This window comes from Streptomyces sp. NBRC 109706 (genome assembly GCF_000974485.1).
GTDB lineage: Bacteria > Actinomycetota > Actinomycetes > Streptomycetales > Streptomycetaceae > Streptomyces.
This window is the reverse complement of the sequence record NZ_BBOM01000012.1, coordinates 1-19,818: the sequence shown is the minus strand read 5'-3', so window position 1 is coordinate 19,818 and position 19,818 is coordinate 1. Positions and strand designations below refer to the sequence as shown.

General features: G+C 73.0%; 16 protein-coding genes and 1 rRNA gene. 12 read left to right on the top strand and 5 right to left on the bottom strand.

The features are described from left to right. Positions 1-11: 11 nt before the first annotated feature. From AOM46_RS27470 to AOM46_RS27460, 3 genes are read right to left on the bottom strand one after another with little or no spacing between them, the layout of a single operon-like run. Positions 12-1,322 carry a coenzyme F420-0:L-glutamate ligase gene (locus AOM46_RS27470; RefSeq protein ID WP_062216350.1) on the bottom strand — a complete coding sequence of 437 codons (1,311 nt, stop codon included), beginning with the start codon at positions 1,320-1,322 and terminating at the stop codon, positions 12-14. Next, the gene (gene cofD, locus AOM46_RS27465; protein WP_062216348.1) at positions 1,319-2,287 is read right to left on the bottom strand and encodes a 2-phospho-L-lactate transferase; all 969 of its coding nucleotides are present in this window, start codon (positions 2,285-2,287) and stop codon (positions 1,319-1,321) included. Before cofD ends, AOM46_RS27470 begins: the two co-directional genes overlap by 4 nt. Before the next feature lie 13 nt (positions 2,288-2,300). Then, positions 2,301-2,813: a cysteine dioxygenase family protein gene (locus AOM46_RS27460; RefSeq protein ID WP_062216346.1), complete on the bottom strand. Its 513-nt coding sequence runs from the start codon at positions 2,811-2,813 to the stop codon at positions 2,301-2,303. A 544-nt stretch (positions 2,814-3,357) separates the two neighbouring features. Between AOM46_RS27460 and AOM46_RS27455 the strand changes: the two genes are divergently transcribed. The 3 genes from AOM46_RS27455 (at position 3,358) to AOM46_RS27445 (ending at position 9,111) form a co-directional block, all read left to right on the top strand. Further along, positions 3,358-3,621: a WhiB family transcriptional regulator gene (locus AOM46_RS27455; RefSeq protein WP_003950432.1), complete on the top strand. Its 264-nt coding sequence runs from the start codon at positions 3,358-3,360 to the stop codon at positions 3,619-3,621. 238 nt (positions 3,622-3,859) lie between these two features. Next, positions 3,860-7,495 carry a glycosyltransferase family 2 protein gene (locus AOM46_RS27450; RefSeq protein ID WP_062216344.1) on the top strand — a complete coding sequence of 1,212 codons (3,636 nt, stop codon included), beginning with the start codon at positions 3,860-3,862 and terminating at the stop codon, positions 7,493-7,495. Next, on the top strand, positions 7,492-9,111 hold the full coding sequence (locus tag AOM46_RS27445) for a DUF5719 family protein (RefSeq protein WP_062216342.1): 1,620 nt from the start codon (positions 7,492-7,494) through the stop codon (positions 9,109-9,111). Before AOM46_RS27450 ends, AOM46_RS27445 begins: the two co-directional genes overlap by 4 nt. Before the next feature lie 28 nt (positions 9,112-9,139). Here the strand turns inward: AOM46_RS27445 and AOM46_RS27440 are convergent, their stop codons facing one another. After that, complete coding sequence (locus tag AOM46_RS27440; RefSeq protein ID WP_234314060.1) at positions 9,140-9,610, bottom strand: metallopeptidase family protein; 471 nt, start codon at positions 9,608-9,610, stop codon at positions 9,140-9,142. Between the two features lie 270 nt (positions 9,611-9,880). Between AOM46_RS27440 and AOM46_RS27435 the strand changes: the two genes are divergently transcribed. The 7 genes from AOM46_RS27435 (at position 9,881) to AOM46_RS27405 (ending at position 16,899) form a co-directional block, all read left to right on the top strand. Further along, positions 9,881-10,267, top strand: a complete 387-nt coding sequence (locus tag AOM46_RS27435) for a DUF3499 domain-containing protein (RefSeq protein WP_062216338.1) — start codon at positions 9,881-9,883, stop codon at positions 10,265-10,267. A gap of 87 nt (positions 10,268-10,354) precedes the next feature. Continuing rightward, entirely contained in the window at positions 10,355-11,713 is a 1,359-nt protein-coding gene (locus AOM46_RS27430) for a phosphomannomutase/phosphoglucomutase (RefSeq protein WP_062216336.1), read from the top strand. 104 nt (positions 11,714-11,817) lie between these two features. Then, entirely contained in the window at positions 11,818-11,997 is a 180-nt protein-coding gene (locus tag AOM46_RS27425; RefSeq protein WP_062216334.1) for a Trm112 family protein, read from the top strand. Between the two features lie 23 nt (positions 11,998-12,020). Then, the gene (locus AOM46_RS27420) at positions 12,021-13,175 is read left to right on the top strand and encodes an SIS domain-containing protein (protein ID WP_062216332.1); all 1,155 of its coding nucleotides are present in this window, start codon (positions 12,021-12,023) and stop codon (positions 13,173-13,175) included. Between the two features lie 58 nt (positions 13,176-13,233). Further along, positions 13,234-14,439 (top strand): mannose-6-phosphate isomerase, class I, encoded by a 1,206-nt coding sequence (gene manA, locus AOM46_RS27415; RefSeq protein WP_062216330.1) that lies wholly within the window; start codon positions 13,234-13,236, stop codon positions 14,437-14,439. Between the two features lie 289 nt (positions 14,440-14,728). Further along, complete coding sequence (ahcY, locus tag AOM46_RS27410; RefSeq protein WP_062216329.1) at positions 14,729-16,162, top strand: adenosylhomocysteinase; 1,434 nt, start codon at positions 14,729-14,731, stop codon at positions 16,160-16,162. Positions 16,163-16,239: 77 nt separating this feature from the next. After that, positions 16,240-16,899 (top strand): hypothetical protein, encoded by a 660-nt coding sequence (locus tag AOM46_RS27405; RefSeq protein ID WP_062216327.1) that lies wholly within the window; start codon positions 16,240-16,242, stop codon positions 16,897-16,899. Positions 16,900-16,926: 27 nt separating this feature from the next. On the opposite strand, the gene AOM46_RS27400 is transcribed toward AOM46_RS27405, so the two are convergent. Beyond that, positions 16,927-17,886 carry an RDD family protein gene (locus tag AOM46_RS27400; protein ID WP_062216325.1) on the bottom strand — a complete coding sequence of 320 codons (960 nt, stop codon included), beginning with the start codon at positions 17,884-17,886 and terminating at the stop codon, positions 16,927-16,929. Between the two features lie 72 nt (positions 17,887-17,958). Here AOM46_RS27400 and AOM46_RS27395 point away from each other — a divergent pair, with 72 nt between their 5' ends. Continuing rightward, on the top strand, positions 17,959-18,969 hold the full coding sequence (locus AOM46_RS27395; protein WP_062216323.1) for a stage II sporulation protein M: 1,011 nt from the start codon (positions 17,959-17,961) through the stop codon (positions 18,967-18,969). 373 nt (positions 18,970-19,342) lie between these two features. Next, a 16S ribosomal RNA gene (locus AOM46_RS27390) occupies positions 19,343-19,818 on the top strand; the annotation flags it as partial.

The window sequence follows — 19,818 nt, the reverse complement described above, 5'->3', positions numbered from 1 at the left end:
ACGACGCCCCGTCAGCGCACCGTGAGGAACCCCGCCGGATCGCGCTCGGGCCGCTGGCGCGGCGGCGCGGCGGCCTGCCCCACGGCGACCGCGCCCATCGGATCCCAGTCGGCCGGCAACCCCAGCGTCGCGCGCACCACATCGCGGCAGAACATGGTGGACGAGACCCAGGCCGAGCCCAACCCCTCGCCGGCCAGCGCCACCAGGAGGTTCTGCACCCCGGCGCCCATCGCCACCACGAACATCTCGCGCTCGGCACCCGCCCGGCGCTCGTCCGGATAGGCGTGCGCCCCCTCGGTCACCAGACAGGGCACCACCAGATAGGGCGCCCGGCGCAGCACCTCGCCACGGCGCAGCCGCCTGGCCACACTCTCCTCCGACTTCCCGTCGGCCCGCAGATCGGCCGCCCACGCATCGCGCATCGCGTCCAGCAGCGCCGTCCTGGCCTCGGCCGACTCCACCAGCACAAACCGCCAGGGCGTGGTGTGATGCGGGGCCGGCGCCGTCAGCGCGACGGCCACGGCACGCCGCACCGACTCCGGATCGACCGGCGCGTCGGTGAACTCGCGCACCGTCCGACGCAGCGTCATGGCCTCCCTGACGGCCTCCGACGTGCCGAGCCGGAACATGTCCAGCGCCGAGTCGCGCACCAGCTCCCTGGCCGTCGCTTCGCCGCCCGTGCGGTGCGGCAGACCCCGGAGCACCGCCACCGGCAGCCCGTCGGCCTTGCCCTTCACCAGCTCGCCGGCCGCCGCCAACTCGTCGGCCACGGCGGTGACCGTGACCCCCAGCGGGTTGCCATGGCTGTCGCTGCCACCGCGCAGATCGTCCAGCACCGTGACGCCGGCCGCGCCGATCGCCACATCCGTCTGCCCCTCGCGCCACGGCCGCCCGAAGGTGTCCGTGATCACCACGCCGACGTCGACGCCCAGCAGCTCCCGCAGGCCGCGCCGGATGCCGGCCGCCGAGGCGTCCGGATCCTCCGGCAGCAACAGCACCGTGCCGGGCGGGGTGTTGGACGCGTCGACCCCGGCCGCCGCCATCACAAAGCCGTGCCGGGACTCCACGATCCTGGCCGGCCCCCGGGTGGCCACCACCCGGACCGTCTCCTCCTCGATGGCGTCCCGCCGGTCGTCGGCCTGCCGCACCCGGCCCTCGGCCTTGCTGACGATCTTCGAGGTGACGATGACGATATCGCCGTCCGCGAGCCCCGGCAGCCCCTCGGCGGCGGCCGCCTCGGCGACCAGCTTGGCCACCTCGTCCCCCGGCCGCACCTCGGGAATGCCGGGCAGGGCCCAGACCTGGAACGCGGGCGTGGTCATACGGCGGTGACCTCCTCGGCGAGGCTGAGCGCAGCCCTGGCCATCTCGGCGGTGGCATCGGTGTCGGTCATCAGCAACGGCACCGCGCGGCAGCGAATTCCCGCCTCCTCGACGGCCGTTACCGCGCCCGCGTCCACCGTGTCGACCAACCAGGCGTCCAGCAGGCCCGATCCGTAGTGCGAGGCGACGGCGGCGGCCGTGGCCTCCACCCCGACGGCGGCCAGCACCTTGTCGGCCATCCCGCGCACCGGGGCGTCGCCCACGATGGGGGAGAGCCCGACCACCGGCACCCCTGCCTCGGCGATGCCCTCCCTGATCCCCGGCACCGCCAGGATGGTGCCCACACTGACCACCGGGTTGGACGGCGGAAAGACGATCACATCGGCCTCGGCGAGCGCCTCCAGCACACCGGGCGCCGGCTTGGCCTGGTCGGCGCCGACCGGCACCACGGCCCGCGCCGGCACCGAGGCGCGCAGCCGCACCCAGTACTCCTGGAAGTGCACCGCCCGCCGCTCGCCGCTCTCCTCGTCGTCGATCAGCACATGCGTCTCGACCCGGTCGTCCGTCATCGGCAGCAGCCGGACGCCCGGCTGCCACCGCTGACACAGCGCCTCGGTGACGGCGCTCAACGGATAGCCGGCGGCCATCATCTGGGTGCGGACGATATGGGTGGCGAAGTCCCGGTCGCCCAGGCCGAACCACTCGGGACCCACCCCGTACGCCGCCAACTCCTCCTTGACGGCGAACGTCTCGTCCGTCCGCCCCCAGCCCTGCTCCTCGTGGATGCCGCCGCCGAGGGTGTACATCACGGTATCGAGGTCGGGACAGACCTTGAGGCCGAAGAGATGGATGTCGTCACCGGTGTTGCCGATGACCGTGACCTCGGCCTCCGGGGCCGCTTGGAGCAGGCCGCGCAGGAACCTGGCCCCACCGATACCGCCGGACAAAACCACGATGCGTCGCATGACGCCCAGTCTGTCAGCAGGCGCTGACACCCCGGGGTCGGGGTGTGAGCTTCCCCGCCACGGCGGTCCTGGGCCGCATCGGCATCTCGGTCAGCCCCGGGAAGTAGACATGCAGGCTGACGGCCGGCGTCAGCGCCGCGTTGACCACCTCGTGCACATAGCCCGGCGCGAAGACCCGCAGCGAACCCGGCGTCAGCACCCGGCTCCCGCGCCCGTCGGCCGCCTCGGTGAGCGCGCCCTCCAGCACCGTGTACACCCCGCTCGACGGGCCGTGGTCATGCCGACCGCTGCCCTGGCCCGGCACCCAGCTCAACAGCCAGACCTCGTACCCGGGGCCGACCCGCAGCCGGTGGTACCAACGGCTGGCCGCGTCGTACCGCACCAGGGGAGCCCAACACTCCCGATCGCCCGCCAGCGCGAGGGCCAGGCCGGCGAATCCCGCGACGGTGTGCGGGTGCGCGGGCACGGGGGGCAGCAGATGCGGGATCGCCAGCGGGTCGCCGGCGATCGCGTTGTCGTTGTCCATGGAGTGCGGTATGCCTCGAATGGGTTGGGATCGTCCGGTCGAATCCCTCAGCCGAAGGAGTGTCAACCGGACGGGCGGTCCCCGGCATTGTTTCACCAGATCCGGGCCTGTGGCGCCGCTGAAAGGTTTATGCGCCCCGTTTCAGGGACAGGCGCGTCATCATCCACGGGACGCCCGTGGGCGTTGCGCTTCCGTGATCCCGCTGTGATCTGTGTCGCTGCCTTCGAGGGCTTGCAACATTTCCGCGCTCTCGTTCGTCTCTCGGAAGAGAGAGCGGAATCCGGTGGGGATCGGCGTCGGGTTGGCCGGCGATCCGCCGGGGATCCACCGGATTGCGTGACGGATGACCAAGGGAACGAGCAGTGTTTGTACCGATTTGAACACTTTCTGTGCGAGTGTGGTGCCACAGGGTGAATCATCGGGTGAATGGCAGATCGTGGCTTGACTGCCGCCGAGCGCCCCACTTGTAATTTCACTCATGTCGTTCGACCGGTACGGATAACGACGGCATCACGGGGACGCAAAGAAGACGAGGGGCGCGCATATGACCGAGCTGTTCGAACAACTGCTGGTCGAGGAAGCCGACGAAGAGCTTGGCTGGCAGGAGCGCGCGCTCTGCGCGCAGACCGACCCCGAGTCCTTCTTCCCCGAGAAGGGCGGATCCACTCGCGAGGCCAAGAAGGTCTGCCTGGCCTGCGAGGTTCGGTCCGAATGTCTTGAATACGCCCTCGCCAACGACGAACGATTCGGAATCTGGGGTGGATTGTCCGAACGTGAACGTCGCCGACTGAAGAAGGCGGCCGTCTGACGCCGGCCCGCCGCCGGGTCGCCCCCGGGCTGGTCCCGCTCATGTCCCGGTCCCGTCCCGGCCGGTGGGTCTTCCTCCCTCGTCATGGCCCGGCCGCGTTTCCCGGCCGCCCCCCGCACTCCGAGCGCGGGGCGCTGACGGTCCCAGCCGCTAGTGTGGTGCGCTGTCCGAGACGTACCGCCGCTCCCTCGGGGCAGCGCCGTCCACCGCCGTCCAGCGAACCGGGGCCCGCACCTCGATGTCCGTGCACAGCCAGCAGGCCGCGCAGCCGGCCGCTCATCCCGAATTCCCGAGGCACGTGGTCACCGCCGTGCTCGTCTCGCACGACGGCGAACGCTGGCTCCCGGAGGTGCTGAGCGGACTGCTGGGCCAGGAGCGGCCCGTCCAGGACGTGATCGCCGCCGACACCGGCAGCGCCGACGCCTCGGCCACCCTGATCACCGAAGCCTTCGGCGCCGAGCGGGTGTTGCACCTCGCCCGCCGCACCGGCTTCGGCTCGGCCGTGGCCGAGGCCGCACGCACCGCCCCCGTGCTGACGCCCGAGGAGCTGCCCTATCTCAAGCGGCCCGCCGCCTGGGATCCGGTCAACCGCACCTGGGACACCAGCACCTACGACCTGCCCGAGCACCCGCACGGCGAACCGGTGCACTGGCTCTGGCTGTTGCACGACGACTCGGCCCCCGAGCCCGACGCGCTCGACCGACTGCTGCGCCAGGCCGACGCCAGCCCGTCAGCCGCCATCGTCGGCGCCAAGCTGCGCGGTTGGTACGACCGCAGACAGCTGCTCGAAGTCGGCGTCTCCCTCGCCTACAGCGGCCGTCGTTGGACCGGCCTCGACCGGCGGGAGCAGGACCAGGGCCAGCACGACCGCGTCCGCCCGGTGCTCTCCGTCTCCACGGCCGGCATGCTCATCCGGCGCGATGTCTTCGAACAGCTCGGCGGCTTCGATCGCCGACTCCCGCTGACCCGTGACGACGTCGACCTCTGCTGGCGGGCCCAGCAGGCCGGGCACGGCGTGCTGATCGCCCCCGACGCCGTGCTCCGGCACGCCGAGGCGGCCACCAGGGAACGCCGCTCGATCGACTGCGCCGGCCGGCTCGGCGGCAGCCCGCACCGGGTGGACAAGGCCGCGGCCGCCTACGCGCTGCTGGCCAACTCCCGTGCCCAGGTGCTGCCCTGGGTGTTGTTCCGGCTGGTCCTCGGCACCCTGCTGCGCGTCCTCGCCTATCTGGTCGGCAAACAGCCGGGCCGCGCGCTCGACGAGGCCGCGGGACTGCTCGCCACGCTGCTGCGCCCCGGCCGGCTGATCGGCGCCCGGCGCGCCCGCGCCAGGGCCGCGGCCGCCGACCACGACCCCAAGGAGCTGCGGCCCCTCTTCCCACCCCCAGGCGCCACCATCCGCACCACCGTCGAGCAGGTGGCGAGCAACTTCGGCGGACGTTCCGAGCCCGCCTCCGCCTCCGGCGGTCGCCATGGCGCCGTCGAGTCGGGGCCGAGCGACGACGACGCCGACTCGTTGCAGGTCGAACAGTTCGCCCGGGTCAAGCGCCTGGCCAAACGGCCGGGCCCGATGCTCTTCCTGGTGCTGCTGGTCGTCTCCCTGCTGGCCGCCCGCAACCTGATCGGCGGGGGCGCGCTCGCCGGCGGCGCGCTGCTGCCGGCCCCGGCCGAGGCCGGCGCCCTCTGGGACCGCTATCTCGCCACCTGGCAGCCCGTCGGCACCGGCGGCACCGAGTCGGCGCCCCCGTATCTGGGGCTGCTCGCGCTGCTCTCCAGCGCCCTGCTGGGCAACCCCGGCCCGGCCATGACCCTGTTGCTGGTGGCCTCCGTCCCGCTGGCGGGCCTGAGCGCCTACTTCGCCTCCCGCCCGCTGGTGATGTCCCGACTGCTGCGCGCCTGGGGCAGCGTCGCCTATGCCTTCCTCCCGGCCATCACCGGCGCCCTGGCCGGCGGCCGGATCGGCACCGCCGTGCTGGCGGTGCTGCTGCCCGCCCTGGTCAGATCGGCGGTCGCCGCCGCCGGCCACACCAGGGACGGCATCGGGCCCTGGCGCGCCGTCTGGGCCTGCGCCCTGCTGCTCACCGTGGGCGCCGCGTTCACCCCGGTGATCTGGCCGATGGCGCTGGTGCTCGCCTGCTGCGCGCTGCTGCTGCCCTGGCAGACGCCGTCCCCGGTGCGGCGGGCCAAGGCGCTCAGGTTCGGGATCGCGCTGGCGACCCCGCTGCTGGTGCTCGCGCCCTGGTCGCTGACGACGCTGCTGAGCCCGTCCGCCTTCCTGCGCGAGGCCGGGCTCCCCTACGAGACCGGCTCGACCAGCGCGCTCCAGCTGATGGGGCTGAGCCCCGGCGGCCCCGGCACGCCGAGCGGCTGGCTGCTGGCCGGCGTGCTGCTGGCCGCGCTCGGCGCGCTGCTGCGCACGGAGCGCCGGCTGGCCATCCACACCGCCTGGGCCGCCGCGCTGACCGCGCTGCTCTTCGCCGTCTGGTCGGATGTGGACGGCTGGGCCGGCCCGGCCAGCCTGCTCTACGGTCTGGCGCTGCTCTGCGCCGCCGTGCTGGGCGCCGACGGCGCGCGCTACCGCGTGGCGGCGCGCAGCTTCGGCTGGCGCCAGCCGCTGGCGGTCGCGGTGGCCGGCGCGGCCGCCGCCGGCCCGCTGCTGGTCGCCGCCGGCTGGGTGCTCGGCGGGGCGGACGGCCCGCTGAAGCGCACCGACCCGGTCCAGGTCCCGGCGTTTGTGGCCGCCGAGAGCACCACCCGGGACCAGGCCCGCACCCTGGTGCTGGACGCCAGGGGCGTCGATGTCGAGGACGGCGAGGTGCGGGAGGTCTCCTACACGCTGGTGCGCGGCTCCGGCGCCCGCCTCGGCGACGCCGACCTGGCCGAACTGCTCGGCGAGGACACCTCGTTGAGCAAGGCCGTGGGCGATCTGACCGCCGGCACCGGCGCCGACCAGACGCGGGTCCTCGCCGACTACGCGGTCCGCTACGTGCTGGTGCGCGACGGCAGCCCCGAGGCCCTGCACCGGGTCCTGGACACCACCCCGGGACTCCAGCGGCTCAGCCAGGAGGACGGCAGCGCGCTCTGGCGGGTGAACCGCGAATCGGCCCGCGCCATGGTGCTCCCAGCCGAGGACGAGGGCCCAGGCGCCGAGCCCGTTCCGCTGCCCGCCGAATCGGTCGAGATCCACACCGAGCTGCCCGAAGGACCGGCCGGCCGGGTGCTGCGTCTGGCCGACAGCGCCGACGAGGGCTGGACGGCCACGCTCGACGGCGCCTCGCTCACCCCCGTCACGGTGGGCGGTTGGGCCCAGGGCTTCGAACTCCCGGCGGGCGGCGGGCGTCTCGACGTCGTCCACGAGACCTCCGGGGTCCACACCCTGTGGGTCTGGGCCCAGGGGCTCGGCCTGTTGGTGCTCTGCGTGCTCTCCCTGCCCGACCGGCGCCGCGAGTTGGACGACGACATGCCGGAGCCGGAGGCCGAGGCGGCGCCGGTGGGCCGTCGGGCCCGCCGGATGGCGTCCGTGCCGGCCCAGGGCGGCCCGGCCGCCGAGCCCGAGCCGGCCGAGGCCCCGCAGCCGGAGCCCCGCCAGCCCGAGTGGGCGCCGACGGCCGCCTACCAGGACGGCGGTGGCTACGACGGCGGTGCCCAGCCCTACCAGGACGGCTCCGGCTATCCGTCGGACCAGTACGGCGGGCAGCCGACGCCCGGCTATCCGCCGGGTCAGCCCGTGCCCGAGCAGCAGCCCTATGGCGACTGGGCGGGGCAGCCCTATCAGCAGGGCTACGACCAGGGCCAACAGCAGAGTTACGACCAGAGCTATGTCGCGCCATACGACTACCCGACCGACTATGGCGACGGGAGTGATCACCGGTGAACCGCGCGCCCCTTCCGCTGCTCGGGATCGTCGCGGCGCTGCTCGCCGTGGCCGGCGTCGCGGCGCTGCGCCCGGACGCCCAGGAGACGGCCGAGCTGCCCCAGGCGGCCCGGCTCCCCGTCGAGCGCACCGCGCTCACCTGCCCGCGTCCGACCGGAGCCGAGTCCGCCTCCACCTGGTACAGCGCCTTCACCCCGCCGACGCAGAGCGCGCGGGGCGCGCAGGAGCAGGAGGGCGCCGCCTTCCTGCTGCCCGCGCCGGAGTACACCCCCGACCCGGACGCCGGTGCGGCGCCCGACCCGGACGACGCCGAGGACGCCGAGGACGCCGAGGACTCAGAAGGCACAGAGGACGCCGAGGACGCCGAGGACGCGGATGAGTCCGAGGATTCGGCAGCGGCGGACGAGCCCGAGGTCGAGCCGGTGATCGAGCTGGCCGAGCCCGGGCTCCCCGTCACCACCCGGGTGAACGAGACGGACGCGCCGGCCCTCGCCGGCATCGCCGAGCAGTGGCTCGCCCCCGGGTGGACGGTCCAGCAGACCACCGTCGTCAGCTCGGGCGAGGGCGTCGGCACCCTCGGTACCGCCTGCCAGACCCCGGACACCGAGTTCTGGTTCACCGGCGCCAGCACCGAGGACGACCGGCACGACTACGTCCATGTCGTCAACCCGGACGAGGCCGCCACCGTGGTGGACATCGAGATCTACGGCGCCGACGGCAGGCTGGAGGCCGAGCACGGCCAGGCCATCACGGTGCCGGGCGGGTCGAATGTCGCGGTCCGGCTCTCCACCCTGCTGAGGGATCCGGAGCCAGGGCTCGCCGTCCATGTCGCCGCCCGCAGCGGCCGGGTCGGCGCGCAGATCGAGGTGGTGGACGAGAAGCTCGGCACCGACTGGCTGCCCCCCGTCACCGCGCCCGTCGCCGACACCCTGGTGCTGCCCGGCATCCCCGCCGGGGTGAACGCCTCCCGGCTCTCCGTCTTCGCCCCCGGCGAGGAGGACATCGCGCTGGACATCGGCCTCGCCGGCCCCACCGGCACCATCACGCCGGCGGGCCACGAGTCGATCTCCGCCCACGCCGGCACCGTCACCACCGTCGACCTCGGCGACATCACCCAGGGCGAGGCGTCCTCGCTGGTGCTCACCAGAACGTCGGGCTCCGGCGGCGGCCCGGTGATCGCCAGCCTCCATGTGGTCGCCGGCGAGGACGACGAGCGGGAGTCCGCGTTCATCCCGGCCGCCGCGCCGGTGGGAGAGCGGGCCACCGCCGCCGGCAACACCGGCTCGGGCACCAGGCTCTCGCTCTTCGCGCTCGACGAGACGGTCGAGGTCGAGGTCACCTACTCGGCCGGCGCCGACGGCGGCGAGCCCGTCCAGGAGACCTACACGGTCGATCCCGGCACCACCATGACCATCAGGCCCGAACTCGACGACACCGAGGGGAACTTCGCGCTCACCCTGACGCCGTCGAGCCGGGGCGGCTCGCTCTGGGCCGCGCGCACCCTGATCGTGGACAACGACGGCGCGACCACGTTCACCACCCAGACGCTGCCCGACGACCACTCCCGGGTCTCCGTCCCGGAGAGCGGCCCCGATCTGTCGATGCTCGTCGAGTGACGCCGGGGCGGCCGCGCCGGCTGTCGGCTCAGTCCTGCCCGTACTGCGGATCGACCGTCTCGGGCGCCAGCCCCAGCAGCTCGGCCGCCTGTTCCACGACCACCTCGTGGACCAGCTGGGCGCACTCCTCCCGGCTCCGGCTGCGCAGCTCCACCGGGCGGCGGTACACCACGATGCGGTCCCGCCGCCCGCGCTCCGCGCGCAGCACCCCGCCCAGCGGCACCACGCCGTCCAGCGGATCGGCGCCGCCGACGCTCTCGGCGCGCAGCACCGGCACCTCCTGCACCCCGAACTCCACCCCGTCGAGCTGCGGCAGCCGGCGCCGCAGCCGCTCGGCCGAGTCGTTGACGAGGGAGTCGAACGTGTCCGCGCGGCTCAGCGCCAGCGGCACCTGCGGCGGAGCCACGGGCCCGCGCATGCCGCGGCCGTGCCGGTCGCGGCGCCGATGGCGCTCGGGCGGGCCGGACGCGGGTGGGGGGACTCCGCTGGACTTGTCCATCGGAACGACGATAGATCAGATGCGGCCCCGAGGTCAGGGCGCCTTCACCCGCCCCACCCCCACGGCCACCCGCGGGAACCACCCGCGACCCACCCACGACCCATCCGGAACCCACCCCCGACCCACCCGGAGGCGGCCACCCGTGGGAGGGACAACACCGAGTCCCCGGGGGCGAATCCGGGCACTGCGGGCCGGACCGGGACGACACGGCAGGGTGACGCCGCCCCGAGTCGTCGCGGCCCGCTCAGGAGTGCGGTACGGTCCAACATCGTGAGCCCCGTACGTCGCTGTTCGCGCACCGCCTGCGGCCGTCCCGCCGTCGCGACGCTGACGTATGTCTACGCGGACTCAACCGCCGTCCTCGGCCCGCTCGCCACCTACGCCGAGCCGCACTGCTACGACCTGTGCGCCGAGCACTCCGAGCGGCTGACCGCGCCCCGCGGCTGGGAGGTCGTCCGGCTCGCCATGGACCCGACCACCACCCGCCCCAGCGGTGACGACCTCGAAGCCCTCGCCGACGCCGTCCGCGAGGCCGCCCGCGCCCCGGCCCGCCCCGAGCCGAGGCCGGGCGCGCCGCTGCCCCGCCGAGGCACCGCCGACCCGGTCGAGGTCGCCCGCCGAGGCCACCTCAGGATCCTCAGGTCCCCCGAGCCCTGACCCCGCCCGTAACGTCCGGCCGGTACATTGAAGGGCGTTTTGATCACAGCACCGCCCATTCACCAGCCTCAAGACAAGGGGTCAGCTGTGCCGGACCTGTCACAGATCGTGAAGGCGTATGACGTTCGGGGTGAGGTCCCCGACCAGTGGGACGAATCCCTGGCGGAGCTGTTCGGCGCCGCCTTCGTGGCCGTCGTCGACGCCCCCGCCGTGGTCATCGGGCACGACATGCGCCCGTCCTCCCCCGGCCTCGCCCGCGCCTTCGCCAGAGGCGCCGCAGGGCGCGGCGCCGATGTCACCGAGATCGGCCTGTGCTCCACCGATCAGCTGTACTACGCGAGCGGCGCGCTCGACCTGCCGGGCGCCATGTTCACCGCCAGCCACAACCCGGCGCAGTACAACGGCATCAAGATGTGCCGCGCCGGCGCCGCGCCCGTCGGCCAGGACACCGGCCTCGCCGACATCAGGGCGCTGGTGGAACGCTGGCTCGACGAGGGCGCCCCGCCGCCCGTCGACCGCCCGGGCACCATCGACCAGCGCGACCTGCTGCGTGACTACGCCGCCCATCTGCGGTCGCTCGTCGACCTGGCCACCATCCGGCCGCTGTCCGTCGTGGTGGACGCCGGCAACGGGATGGGCGGGCACACCGTGCCGACCGTCTTCGACGGGCTGCCGCTGCGCCTGGACGCCCTCTACTTCGAACTCGACGGCACCTTCCCCAACCACGAGGCCAACCCGCTGGACCCGGCCAACATCGTCGACCTCCAGGCCAGGGTCCGCGAGACCGGCGCCGACATCGGCCTCGCCTTCGACGGCGACGCCGACCGCTGCTTCGTCGTCGACGAACGCGGCGAGCCCGTCCCGCCGTCCGCGATCACCGCGCTGGTCGCCGCCCGCGAGCTGGCCAAGGACCCGGGCGCCACGGTGATCCACAACCTGATCACCTCCTGGACCGTCCCCGAGGTGGTCAGGGAGAACGGCGGCAAGCCCGTGCGGACCCGCGTCGGCCACTCGTTCATCAAGGCCGAGATGGCCCGCACCGGCGCCATCTTCGGCGGCGAGCACTCCGCGCACTACTACTTCAGGGACTTCTGGAACGCGGACACCGGGATGTTGGCCGCGCTCCATGTGCTGGCCGCCCTCGGCCACCAGGAGCGTCCGCTCTCAGCGCTGGTCGCCGAGTACGACCGGTACGCGTCCTCCGGCGAGATCAACAGCCGGGTCGCCGACCAGGCCGGGCGCGCCGCCGCCGTCCGCGCCGCCTACGCCGACCGGTCGGGCGTCACCCTCGACGAACTCGACGGGCTCACCGTGACCGGCGACGACTGGTGGTTCAACCTCCGCGCCTCCAACACCGAGCCGCTGCTGCGCCTCAACATCGAGGCCAGGGACAGCGCCACCGTCGACAAGGTCCGCGACGAGGTGCTGGCCATCGTCCGCGCCTGACCCCGCGTCCGCCGCCGACGGCCGGGCACGGACGTGCCCGGCCGTCGACGCTGCGGGTAGGGTGATCGTCGCCGTCCACACCCCACCCAACGCTGGAGGTAGCCATGCCGCTCGTCGAAGACGCCCTGCTGGACATCCTCGCCTGCCCCGTCTGCCACGCCCCGCTGCGCGCCGACGAGCAGGAGCGCGAGCTGATCTGCACCGGCGACGCCTGCGCCCTGGCCTACCCGGTCCGCGACGGCATCCCGGTGCTGCTGGTGGACGAGGCCCGCAGGACCGGCTGAACCGCCGGAGCCACGCACCCGCCATGATCGACGAAGCGCTGCTCGACGCACCCGACCGGCTCGTCCGCGCCGACCCGCGCGGGCTGCTGCGGGCCGTCGCCGGCGCCGGCGCCCAGGTCAGGGGCGCCGCGCGCGGCGCAGCCGAGTCGCCGCTCGCCCAGCTCAGCCCCGAAGGCCGCCCCGGCACCGTGCTGCACGCCGGGACCGGCCCCCAGGTGCCGCTGCTGGCCGACCTGTTCGAAGCACTCGCCGGCGACTCCGTACGGGTCACCCGGCTGCGGCCCGGCGGCCGGAACACCGACGCGGGCGCGCTCGGTTGGGGCCTGCCCCGCTGGGTCGGCTCCCTCGATCTGCTGCTGATCACCAGCGCCACCGGAGTCGAACCCGGCCTCGCGATGCTGACCGACGCCGCGCACCGGCGCGGCTGCTCCGTCGTCGCCGTCGCCCCCGAGGACTCCCCGCTCGCCGAGGCCGTCCGCTATCGCCGTGGCCTGCTGCTGCCGTTGACCGCCGCGCCCTTCCAGGAGCCGACGGGCCATCCGGTCGCGCCCGGCATCGGCTGGGCGCTGCTCACCCCGCTGCTGCTGCTCGGCGACCGCCTCGGCCTGTTCACCGCGCCCGACGCCACCCTCCAGGCGGTGGCCGACCGGCTCGACGGTGTCGCCGAACGCTGCGGCCCGTCCGTCGGCACCCGGGACAACCCGGCCAAGTCCCTGGCCGCCGAGTTCAGCGCCGCCCTGCCGCTGCTCTGGAGCGAGGGGCCGCTGGCCACGGCCGCCGCCCGACACGCCGCCCGCACCCTGACCGGCCTCCCCGGACGCCCGGCGCTCGCCGCCCGGCTGCCCGAGGCGCTCACCCTCCACGGACCGCTGCTCGCCGGCGACCTGTCGGCCGCGACCGACCCCGACGACTTCTTCCGCGACCGGGTCGACGAACCGGCGCCGCTCCGCCCCTCCGTGCTGCTGCTCCGCGATCCGCCGGCCGGGGGCGCGCCCGGCGGCCCGCCGGCCGCCGTGGACACCGCCCGCGCAGCGGCCGAGGAACGAGGCGTCGCGGTCGGCGAGCTGGCGGGCGGCGACGGCGGGGATCCGCTGGTCGCCTTCGCGGAGACGGTCGACCGACTCGACTTCGCCGCCGTCTATCTGACGCTGGCCACCGGCGCCGGCGCCGACGGCTGAGCACCGGCCCCGCCACCCAGCTCCCGACCACGCCTCGTTGCGCAAAGGAAGACCCGCGATGGACCGCCTGCACAACACCATCAGGCCCTACGCCTGGGGTTCCACCACCGCCCTGCCCGAACTCCTCGGCGTCGAACCGACCGGCCAACCCCAGGCCGAGCTGTGGATGGGAGCCCACCCGGGCGCGCCCTCGCATATCGACCGGGGCAGCGGGCCCCGTTCCCTGGCCGCGGTGATCGACGACGACCCCGCCGCCGAGCTGGGCACCCGAACCGTCGCCGGGTTCGGGCCCCGACTCCCCTTCCTGCTCAAGCTGTTGGCCGCCGGCTCCCCCCTCTCGCTGCAGGTCCATCCCGACCGCGACCAGGCGGCCGCCGGCTACGCCGAGGAGGAGGCCAACGGCGTCCCGCTGGACGCCCCCCACCGCAACTACAAGGACACCAACCACAAGCCCGAACTGATCTGTGCCCTCACCCCCTTCGACGGGCTCTGCGGATTCCGCGACGCCGCCGAGACCGCCGACCTCCTCGACGGCCTGGACGTCGACCAGCTCAAGCCCTACGCCGACCTGCTGCGCGCCCGCCCCGCGGCCGACGCGCTGCGCGAGGTGCTGACCGCCGTGCTGACCGCGGACCCCGAGGCCATGGCCGACACGGTCGCCCGCGCCGAACGCGCCGCCGCCACCCCGCCCACCGAGGGGCCGGCGGCCCGGTTCGCCGACGCCTACGCCGCCTATGCCGCGATCGCCCGCCACTACCCGGGCGACCCGGGCGTGATCGCGGCCATGCTGCTCAACCATGTGCGGCTGGCCCCCGGCGAGGCGCTTTTCCTCGGCGCCGGCGTGCCCCACGCCTACCTCGACGGCCTCGGCGTCGAGATCATGGCCAACTCGGACAACGTGCTGCGCTGCGGGCTCACCCCCAAGCACGTCGACGTGCCCGAACTCCTGCGCATCGTCCGCTTCGAGGCCACCGGGCCCGGGGTGCTGCGGCCCGAGACGGGCGCCGACGGGTTCGAGGTGTACGCCACCCCCATCGACGAGTTCGAGCTGTCCCGACTGCTCCTCGCCGAGGGCGCCGCGCCGCACCCGCTGACCGGCGACCGGCCGGCGATCCTGCTCGCCGTCGAGGGACCGATTGCCGTCACTGACGCCGCCGGCGACCGGATCGAGCTGGCGCCCGGCGAGTCCGCCTATGTCAGGGCCGGTGAACGGGTCGAGCTGACCGGCGTCGGCACCGTCTTCCGCGCAACCGTCGCCGGTTGACCGCCGCACCGGACGGCGGGGGCGCGCGGCTGGCCGAGATCCACCCCGCGCCATAGTGCCCCTCGGGGCGGGCGGTGTAGATTCGTCGCGTTACCAGACGTCGTTGCTGATGGCAGTCGGGCGGCAGGGCCGAACACGGCACAGCCCTTCCCGGCCGAGGGGAAAGAAGGCCCTCCGACGGACCGTGGCACAACGGACGCGCCGCGTACCCCGCGCACCACCCCGTGCGGGCTCGCCACGTGCCCGTCAGTGCTTTCTGTCCGCCCACACTCACGCGTGAGGAGCCGTCATGACAACGACCGCAACCACCGCTCAGGACTTCAAGGTCGCCGACCTGTCGCTGGCCGAGTTCGGCCGCAAGGAAATCACCCTGGCCGAGCACGAGATGCCGGGTCTGATGTCGATCCGCGCCGAGTACGCCGAGGCGCAGCCGCTGGCCGGCGCCCGGATCACCGGCTCGCTGCATATGACGGTGCAGACCGCCGTGCTGATCGAGACCCTGGTCGCGCTCGGCGCCCAGGTCCGCTGGGCCTCCTGCAACATCTTCTCCACCCAGGACCACGCCGCCGCCGCGATCGCCGCGGCCGGCATCCCGGTCTTCGCCTGGAAGGGCGAGAGCCTGGAGGAGTACTGGTGGTGCACGGAGCAGGCGCTGACCTGGGTCGACAGCCCGACCGGCGGCCCCAACATGATCCTGGACGACGGCGGCGACGCCACCCTGCTGGTGCACAAGGGCGTCGAGTACGAGAAGTCGGGACAGGTGCCGGACGTCTCCACCGCCGAGAGCGACGAGCACCGGGTCATCCTCGAACTGCTGACCCGCACCGTCGCCGAGTCCCCGCAGAAGTGGACCCAGGCCGCCTCCGAGATCAGGGGCGTCACCGAGGAGACCACCACCGGTGTGCACCGGCTCTACGAGATGTTCCGCGACGGGAACCTGCTGTTCCCCGCGATCAACGTCAACGACTCGGTCACCAAGTCCAAGTTCGACAACAAGTACGGCTGTCGCCACTCGCTGATCGACGGCATCAACCGCGCGACCGACGTGCTGATCGGCGGCAAGGTCGCCGTGGTCTGCGGCTACGGCGACGTCGGCAAGGGCTGCGCCGAATCGCTCCGTGGGCAGGGCGCCCGGGTGATCGTCACCGAGATCGACCCGATCTGCGCGCTCCAGGCCGCCATGGACGGCTACCAGGTGGCCCGCCTGGACGACGTGGTGGAGACGGCGGACATCTTCGTCACCACCACCGGCAACCGCGATGTCATCCTCGCCTCGCACATGGCGCGGATGAAGCACCAGGCGATCGTCGGCAACATCGGCCACTTCGACAACGAGATCGACATGGCCGGACTGGCCGCGCTGCCCGGCGTGGTCCGCGACGAGGTCAAGCCCCAGGTGCACACCTGGACGTTCCCCGACGGGCACAACATCATCGTGCTCTCCGAGGGCCGCCTGCTGAACCTGGGCAACGCCACCGGCCACCCCTCGTTCGTCATGTCCAACAGCTTCGCGAACCAGACGATCGCCCAGATCGAGCTGTTCACCAAGCAGAGCGAGTACCCGACCGGCGTCTATGTGCTGCCCAAGCACCTGGACGAGAAGGTGGCCCGCCTCCACCTCGCCGCCCTCGGCGTCCAGCTGACCGAGCTGACCCAGGAGCAGGCCAGCTACCTCGGCATCCCGGTCGAGGGCCCGTACAAGTCGGACCACTACCGCTACTGAGCGACAGCGCCGCTTCGGGCCCCCGCCCGCACCACCCCGGTGCGGGCGGGGCCGCCCGGACGGCGCCGCGCGACACCATGCCCCAAGGCCGCTACAGCATCCGCGACCCCGAGGACGGCACGCTCCTCGGCGAGGAGCGCTTCCACTGCGCGCCGGGCCCTGCGGGCTGGCGCTATGTGGGCGAGCTGACCTCGCCGGACGGCGCCCCTCTCGGCTCGACCGATCTGACCCTGGACGCCCTGGGCCGACCGCTGCGCGTGCAACTGCGCTCCGGCGGCTGGCAGTTGCGCGGCGGCACGCTGGACGGACTGACCTGGGTGCGGATGGACGCCGCCGGCCGCCGGGCCGACGAGGGCAACGCCGCCGCCCACACCTTCAGCGGCCACTCGCCCGGCTTTCTGATCGCCGTCAGCCGCGCCCTGCCCCCACGCCCCGACACCACGGACGCTCCGCCACCGGACCGGGGCACCCGGATCAGACTCGTCACCATCACCCCGCCCACCCTGGCGACCCGCACCCGCGACGAGAGCTGGAACCACCTCGGCCGGGAGACCCACCCCACGGACGGCCCGCCGCTGGCCGTGGACGCCTACCAGGTGACGGACCTGGAGACGGGGGACCGGCACACCGTCCATCTCGCCGGCGACGTGGTGCTCGCCGCGCCCGGCGTCGAACTGGAGGAGCTGGACTCCCCGCCCTCCACCTTCGCCGCCCCGCCCCCCGGCGACGCCGGATAGCTCCCGCGCCCCCCGGGGCCGCCCGCCTCAGAACGGCGGCGCGAACCCCTTCCGCCGCTCGGGCGGCGCCCCCTCCGCCGGCGGCACCGGCGCCGTGTGCCCCCCGCCGGCCGCGCCCCCGGGACCCGGCGGGAGATCGGAAACGATCGGCGCGAATCCGGAACCGACCGGGGGCGGCGGAGGCGTCGGACATACGGTGGGTATCCACGCGGGGGATATCCCGTCGGCCGGCGCGGCCTCGGGCAGCGCCCGCTCCGCCTCCCGCCGCTGCCGCTCGGCAACCGCGGCCGCCAGATATCCCACCGGATGCGCCCCCTCGGGCGCCGGCGCCCCCACCCGCCCGGCGACATCCGAGGCCAGCCGAACCCCCATCGACCAGGCCACCGCCTGATCCAGCTGCTCCACCCGGGTGAGGAAGCGGCGCACCGTCAGCCACAGCTCGTCGGGCACCTGGGAGAGATCGAGCTGGGCGAAATGGCCGGCCAGCTCGGGCGGCGCCGCCGGCACCGCGCCCCGCCGCCCGGCGGGTATCCGCTCGCGCACCACCAGCGTCCCGGCGAACACATCCCCCAGCCGCCGCCCACGGGCGGAGACCAGCGAGGCAATACAGGCCACCGACCCCGCCGTCAGCAGCAGCTCGACAAAGCCGATGGCGCCGCGCACCAGCGCGTGCCGAAAACGGATCGGACCGCCGTCCTCCCGGACCACCCGCAGCCCGAGGACCAGCTTCCCGAGGGAGCGGCCATGGCTGAGCGTCTCCACCAGCATCGGCCCGCCGACCACCACCAACACCAGCAGCGCCACCTGCACCGCCGCCGCCGTGGCCGTGCCGAGCGGCAGCACCGCGCTCAACAACACGACGGAGAGCAGCAGATAGAGGCCGACCACCACCGTCAGATCCATCGCGACGGCCAACGCCCGACTCGGCAGACGCGCCGGCCGCAGGCCGAGGACCACCGCATCCCCCGTGACCAGCTGGCTGCTCATCGGCCGCCCCCTTTCCGCCGGGATCGACTTCCGCTGGACAGTCTGACAGCAGGGTCTGACAAGCTGCCTCCCATGGACATCGACGTGTTCGTCGCCGCACACCAGGCGGAGTGGGAACGGCTCGAAGCCCTGTCGCGCCGCCGCCGCGGCCGGCTCACCGGCGCCGAGGTGGACGAGCTCGTCCTGCTCTACCAGCGCGTCTCCACCCAGCTCTCCCAGCTCCAGTCGGGTGCGCCCGATCCGGTGGTGGTCAACCGGCTCACCACGCTGGTCGCGCGGGCCCGCAGCGCCGTGGTCGGCACCCGTAGGGCCACCTGGCGCGACGCGGCCTGGTTCTTCACCGTCCGTTTCCCTGCGGCCTGCTACCGCACCCGGCACTGGTGGATCCCGACGGCGCTGGTGTTCACCGCTCTGGTGGCCGCCCTCGGCTGGTGGATCGCGGACAGCCCGGAGGTACGGTCGAGCCTCGCGGCCCCGGAGGAGCTGCGGGAGATGACCAGGCCCGGCGGCGCCTACGAGTCCTACTACTCCAGCAGTCCGGCGGCGGCCTTCTCCGCCCAGGTGTGGACCAACAACGCCCAGGTGGCGGGGATGTCCCTCGCCTTCGGCGCGCTTCTCGGGCTGCCGGTGATCTGGGTGCTCCTCCAGAACGCCGTCAATGTGGCGACCGGTGTGGGCCTCATGGCCTCGGCCGATCGGCTCGATGTCTTCCTGGGGCTGATCCTCCCGCACGGACTGCTGGAGCTGACCGCCGTCTTCGTGGCCGCCGGCGTCGGCCTCCGCCTCGGCTGGACGGTGATCGACCCGGGCCCCCGCACCCGGGCCTCGGCACTCGCCCAGGAGGGGAGAGCCGCGCTCGGCATGGCCATCGGGTTGGCCGTGGTGCTCCTGGTCTCCGGCGCGATCGAGGGCTTTGTGACCCCGTCCAGGCTGCCCACCTGGGCTCGGATCACCATCGGGGTCGTCGCCGAAGTGGCCTTCCTCATCTATGTCTTCACCCTGGGGCGCCGCGCCGTCCTGGCGGGGGAGACGGGCGATATGGCGGCTTCCGACCGCCCGGCCGACACCCCGGTGGCGGCCTGACCGGCTCGGCTTGACTCGCCACCGGGCGGGGCGTAACGTTCTCCGAGCTGCCACGGAGCCGCCCGGATAACGGACAGCGAAGAGGGAGCAGTCTGCCACCATGTGTGGCGCCTACTTTGTGAAAGCCTGAACCCGTGAGGGTCTGTTTCGGCGTGCCTGGAATAGATGCTTCGGGGCCGGATTTGGAATTCGGCGGGGGTTGGATCTAAAGTAGTGGACACACCGAAGGGAAAGCCCGGAGGGCCTTGGAAGAGGTTCGAAGGAAGCGTCCGTTCCTTGAGAACTCAACAGCGTGCCAAAAGTCAATGCCAGATTTTTGTTGTATTTTTGCGAGGATGTTCGAACATCCTTCGTGAGATGCCTTTTGTAGACATTCACGGAGAGTTTGATCCTGGCTCAGGACGAACGCTGGCGGCGTGCTTAACACATGCAAGTCGAACGATGAACCGGTTTCGGCCGGGGATTAGTGGCGAACGGGTGAGTAACACGTGGGCAATCTGCCCTGCACTTTGGGATAAGCCCGGGAAACTGGGTCTAATACCGGATATGACCAACTGTCGCATGGTGGTTGGTGGAAAGCTTTTGCGGTGCAGGATGGGCCCGCGGCCTATCAGCTTGTTGGTGGGGTGATGGCCTACCAAGGCGACGACGGGTAGCCGGCCTGAGAGGGTGACCGGCCACACTGGGACTGAGACACGGCCCAGACTCCTACGGGAGGCAGCAGTGGGGAATATTGCACAATGGGCGCAAGCCTGATGCAGCGACGCCGCGTGAGGGATGACGGCCTTCGGGTTGTAAACCTCTTTCAGCAGGGAAGAAGCCTTGCCTTTTTGGGTGGGTGACGGTACT